The organism is Microcoleus sp. B4-C2 (assembly GCF_036705265.1).
Lineage (GTDB): Bacteria > Cyanobacteriota > Cyanobacteriia > Cyanobacteriales > Microcoleaceae > Microcoleus.
On sequence record NZ_JAUBUB010000177.1, the window covers coordinates 1 to 5,584 of the forward strand.

Annotated in this window: 3 protein-coding genes; 2 read left to right on the forward strand and 1 reads right to left on the reverse strand. The window is 46.9% G+C overall.

The genetic code is table 11. The features are described 5' to 3' along the window. Positions 1-77: 77 nt before the first annotated feature. A complete protein-coding gene (locus QUB20_RS28035) occupies positions 78-1,946 on the reverse strand; it encodes a PAS domain-containing sensor histidine kinase (RefSeq protein WP_333251355.1) in 1,869 nt (622 codons plus the stop codon). A gap of 398 nt (positions 1,947-2,344) precedes the next feature. Between QUB20_RS28035 and QUB20_RS28040 the strand changes: the two genes are divergently transcribed. Both QUB20_RS28040 and QUB20_RS28045 read left to right on the forward strand, forming a co-directional pair. After that, the gene (locus tag QUB20_RS28040; RefSeq protein ID WP_333057024.1) at positions 2,345-3,064 is read left to right on the forward strand and encodes a response regulator transcription factor; all 720 of its coding nucleotides are present in this window, start codon (positions 2,345-2,347) and stop codon (positions 3,062-3,064) included. A gap of 644 nt (positions 3,065-3,708) precedes the next feature. Next, a complete protein-coding gene (locus QUB20_RS28045) occupies positions 3,709-5,361 on the forward strand; it encodes an alpha-amylase family glycosyl hydrolase (RefSeq protein WP_333251353.1) in 1,653 nt (550 codons plus the stop codon). The last annotated feature ends 223 nt before the right edge of the window (positions 5,362-5,584 follow it).

Consider the following 5,584-nt stretch of genomic DNA (forward strand, 5'->3'; position numbering starts at 1 on the left):
CGTCCTTTTTGGACGGGCGGGACGCCCATCCCACAATAACAATTAAAATTGTAAGTTATTTAATTCGCGATCCTTAGTCAGGAAGTAAGTTTTTTAGGATAAACTTTTCGCGGGAATTCCATCCGAAAAGTCGAACCTTTTTTGGGTTGACTTTCGGCCATAATTGTACCGTCGATCATCTTGACTAAAGAAGCACAAATAGCTAGTCCTAAACCAGTGCCTGGATATTGGCGAGTTGTGGTTTGGTCGCCTTGGTGGAACTTGTCGAAAATGTGGGGAAGAGCCTTTTCACAGATGCCGATTCCTGTATCCCGAACGGTGATAATTAGCCGATCGCGATTTAACTCCCGCACCTCAATATAGATGCTGCCCTCATGTGTGAATTTAACCGCGTTGGAAACGAGATTGACCAAAATTTGCCGCAGGCGCAACTTGTCATTAACTATAAACTGATGCTGCAAGCACACGCTGACGGACAATGCCACATTCTTATCGGTGGCTTGATTTCCGAATTCCAAGGCGACATCCATTACTAAATGCGCTAAATCAAATTTTTCAATTTTTAATTCTGTGCGGCCACTCTCGATTTTGGAGAGGTCAAGGATATCGTTAATCAGCAGTAGCAGATTTTTGCCGTTATTTAAAATGCGCCCCACCATTTCTGTTTGCTGGGCGGTCAGCATTTGTTTGTGCTGGCGCAGCAGCAATTGGGAAAAGCCGATAATCGAATTCATGGGAGTTCGCAATTCGTGGGACATGATGCCCAAAAATTGCGATTTTAACTTGGCTGCTTCTAGCAGTTGCAATTTTTGCTGTTGAATGCGTCGCGCCTGATTTTCCAGTTCTTCCTGCTGGCGAATTAGCAGCTCGTTTTGCAAGTCTAAAAGCTGTTCTTGCTTTTTTAATTTTTCGATCGCCAGTGCGTTATTAATGGCCATCGCCGCTTGTTTTCCCATCACCGCCAGCAGTTGCTGAGTATGCCCGTCCATCGCCGTGCTGTCTTTCCCGTTGCCGATGGCGAGCACACCCAAACGCCCGCTTTGCCCCGACTCGATCGCCGCTGCACAAGCCGCCGCCGGCAGCAAGCCTTTGCGGCACTCCGAGCGCCACAGTACAGACTCTCCCGTCGCAAATGCTTTCCACAGCAGCTTGTTTTGCACGTGCGGAGTTTTGCCCCCACCAAAGTTTTCCGTGCCTCCGACAGCGCTGAGTTTGAGGCCGCTGCAATCGGACTCCAGGAGAGCAACTAGGCAAAATTCCGCTCCTGCGATCGCCTCTACAGTCGCGTCCGCGATGGCTTGCAACAACTGGCACAAACTGCCCGCGCGCTGGCTCAATATATTTGTAAACTGCTCTATCACCTGTAACTCCCGCCCAGCCTCTATTACCGTCCGGGCTTGGCACAATTTTTCTACTTTGAAATTAGCTTCCGATCGCGCTTGATGCCGCCAAAACTCTGGTTCTGCTTCGGGATCGGGTTGAGTTTGTTCGATCGGCTCCATATCTGTGTAGGTTCCCACCCACTCCAAAACTTCCTGACTGTCGGGGTTAGCAGGCTCTCCTTTTGCCACGTTCCAGCGGTAAGTGCCCTCTCGCGTCTGCAGACGAAATATAATTTCGTAGCTTGGGGGCGGGAACTTAGAACTGTGCGATCTCGCCAATAGACGAGGGCGGTCTTCTGGGTGGACGCGCGCCAGATAGCCGAAACCCAAAGCTGCTGCTGCTGGTAGCCCGGTGTACTCCTCCCAGCGCTGACAGAAATAAGTCGCCGAACCGTCAGCCTTTGTTTTCCAAACTATGTGAGGAATTGCCGACCACAGGCGATCGTCCTGAGTTTGGCAGTCGCCAACTTGCGGTTGGGGGGATGTTATTTCAGATACTTTGTGTAAGATTTCCGAGTCGGAAAACTCCGAGGGAAAAGACTTATTGCCGTGATACTGAGTCATAACAGGTTATATAAATAAGCATTGGACTATAGCCCTAACACCGGCTAAAGACTCGTGCTGCTAGCTTTATTGATTTTGAGAACCCAAGTGCATCAAAATTTTTTATACTTTAAATCTATCGGGGTAGTGGTATCTTTACCTCTATCAACGGGCGGACAATGAGATAATTCAGTTAAAATGTTGAAACATTGAGAGCTTACCTGTCCCGATGAAGGCTCGTGCAGGCATCGCCGCAAAATAACTTAAAAATTAACTTGCATTCTTGGCGACTCCATGAGTATGCTTAAAAATGATGTGCGACCTGTAAAACCCTAAATCAGGACACATTCTCAAATTTACTCAGTTTAGCTGAGTCAGTTGACGATATTTTAAAACTTTAGCGGACTATTGGAAGAAAGATGAGTAAAATTCGCGTTGCTTTGGTAGAAGACCATGACCTGACAAGAGTTGGCATCCGCACAGCTTTACAACAGCGGGACACGATAGAAGTTGTCGGCGATGCAGCTAACGCTACAGAGGGATTGAAACTGCTTCAGTCTTCAAAACCTGACGTGGCAATTGTAGATATTGGGTTGCCGGATTTTGATGGCATTGAACTTACACAAAAGTTCAAAAAATCGGTAGCGGAGTCCGATCCTGATACAAAAATTTTGATTCTGACTTTTCAGGACAATGAAGAAGAAGTTCTGGCAGCTTTTGCCGCCGGAGCTGATTCTTACTGCATGAAAGATATTAGCTTCGATCAGTTATTAGATGTAGTAAAAGTAACTCACGAAGGTAACTCTTGGATCGATCCGGCGATCGCCCGTATCGTCCTCAAACAAGCTCGCACTCAGGAACCCGCGCCGGAAGAACCGAAGGCTGAGGGCAAAAGAGTCACCATTAAGGCTGCCGAACCAGAGTTTAGTCACATCATTGAGACTTACCCTTTAACCGAGCGGGAATTAGAGGTTTTGGAACTGATCGTACAGGGTTACAGCAATGCTGCAATCGCCGAAAAGCTTTATATTACCGTCGGTACAGTCAAGACTCACGTCCGCAATATTTTGAACAAGTTGTGCGCTGATGACCGCACTCAGGCAGCCGTTCTCGCCCTGCGTTCTGGCTTGGTTGGATGAAGCCTGATCGTCAGGCAAAATCAAGTTAAAAGTAGGGTGCGCTGGGCGCACCTTACGGCCAATCGATTTTAGATTTGAGATTTTAGATTAAAGAATTGAAGCATTGACTTGCGCGAGATAAATTCGGGGGTTCCTTTATCGGATACAGGTTTTTTATTTCTGGGTCCTGAGTCTGCTTTCGGAATGAATCACGTGGCGGGTATCCTGGAGGCTTTCGGTCACTGATTAAGGGTGTGCAGTGCACAGCGACTGACTAATTGTTACCAAAAAATTAGGGCAGGCAGTGTGCACCAGCCAAGCAATTGTTTCTTGTTAAAAAAAGATCAAGTTTAAATCCGCATCTATCCCAGTACAGATATTTTTTTCAATCTTTTAAAAAGTAAATCTACCTTAAGATAGATGCTAAAAAACTATCATATTACTAATACTTATTGTTGAGCGCTCCCCAGTGAGATAAAGTTCGATCGCACTGCCAATACTGCGCCATTTCACTTCATAAAAGGCAGAGACAGAGACCAGATTACGATACTTTTAGGAAGAGTTAAGGCTTAAATAAATTATATCCGTAGAGTGATGCTGAGTTCGCTTAAATTTGCGAAATTAAAAGTATCAACTGCTACTGAAATATTTTAGAAAGAGGTATTATGACCACCCCAATTGAATTCAAGTTATTTGCTCCCTACAACAAAGGAGCTGCCTTGATTGGCTCTTTTTCTAATTGGGAAGAGATTCCGATGGAAAAAGACGAAGAGGGTTATTTCCGCACGCGAGTTGAGTTGGAGGATGGCGTTTATCAATACAAATTTCGCGTTCAGTCGAAAAGCTGGTTTGTGGAACCCGATCAGTGGGTAGATGTGGTCGATCCCTACGCGACTGACATCGACAATCCCACTCAAAACGGCATTGTTCGGATCAAAGACGGCGATCGCATTGTCGATACCTACGTCTGGAAACACGATGACAAACCGCTACCAGCCGATCGGGAATTAGTGATTTACGAAATGCACATTGCCGACTTTTCCGGTGGCGAAGACGATCCCCTAGCCCGCGGCAAGTACAAGCACGTCGTCGAAAAACTCGATTACCTAGTCGAACTCGGCATCAACGCGATCGAACTCATGCCCCTCAAAGAATACCCAGGCGACTACAGTTGGGGCTACAACCCTCGCTACTTCTTCGCTACCGAGTCCAGCTACGGAACCACAGAAGAACTCAAAAACCTGATAGACGAGTGTCACGGGCGCGGGATTCGCGTCATCATGGACGGGATTTACAACCACTCGGAAGCGTCGAGCCCCCTGACTCAAATCGATCACGATTATTGGTATCACCACGAACCCCGCGATCCAGACAACAATTGGGGCCCGGAATTTAACTACGAATTCTACGACGAAAATTTAGGAACTTTCCCGGCGCGCAAATTTGCTGGCGATACAGTCCGCTTCTGGATTCAAGAATATCATCTCGACGGCATTCGTTTCGACGCGGCGCGACAAATTGCTAACTACGATTTCATGCACTGGGTAGTTCAAGAAGCCAAAAATGTCGCCGGCCCAAAACCGTTTTATACCGTTGCCGAATACATTCCCGACGATCCCAGCATCACCAATCTAGACGGGCCGATGGACGGCTGCTGGCACGACAGTTTCTATCACTCGATAATTCCACAACTGTGCGGGGACAATTTTGATTTAGAACGCCTCAAAGAGGTAATCGACTGCAAGCGGCAAGGTTACTTGGGTGCTACGAATGTAGTCAATTATTTGAGTAATCACGATCACGATCGCATTTTTGCCGAATTGGGCGATCGGGGAATTTTGGATGAAGCCGCCTTCAAGCGGGCAAAGTTGGGAACCGTGCTGTTAATGACAGCAGTTGGCGTGCCGCTGATTTGGATGGGCGAAGAATTTGGCGAATACAAAGGCAAAACTATTGAGCAATCTAAAATTGACTGGACGCTGCTAGGAAATGACCTGAATAAAGGTTTGTGGGAATACTACAAAGGCTTGATTCACCTGCGTAAAAATAACCAAGCACTTTACACAGAAAACATCGAGTTTTTCCACGAAGATCCCGACTCGAAAGTTTTTGCTTACACTCGCTGGAACGATGAAGGTTCGAGAGTTGTAGTAGTGGCGAATATGTCGGAAAATTATCTAGCAGGTTACAGCGTTCCCCACTTTCCGGCAAACGGAACTTGGCACGAATGGACTGGGAATTATGATGTTGAATCGGGCGACCATAATATTATGATTGACTTGCCGGAATACGAAGCGAAAGTGTTTGTTTGGCAGTAAGGCAACGGAGGACAAAGGCTTTCGCCGTTTCCCTACCCCAAAATAATCATTATGTAGGGAAACGGCACTGCCTTTCGTCGTGTCAACTTAAGCTCAAACCCTGTCACAGACTGCTGTTTGACTATTAACCCTAGATCCCCCCTAGCCCCCCTTAAGAAGCAGGGTGGATTAATTGTCAAAAGAGTAAACCAGTGGGGCTAGGCTATTTGCTGACGAGCACGCG

Coding starts and splice junctions, on each gene's coding strand:
- QUB20_RS28040 (WP_333057024.1), top strand. CDS start 2,345: ATGAGTAAAATTCGCGTTGCTTTGGTAGAAGACCATGACCTGACAAGA.
- QUB20_RS28035 (WP_333251355.1), bottom strand. CDS start 1,946: ATGACTCAGTATCACGGCAATAAGTCTTTTCCCTCGGAGTTTTCCGAC.
- QUB20_RS28045 (WP_333251353.1), top strand. CDS start 3,709: ATGACCACCCCAATTGAATTCAAGTTATTTGCTCCCTACAACAAAGGA.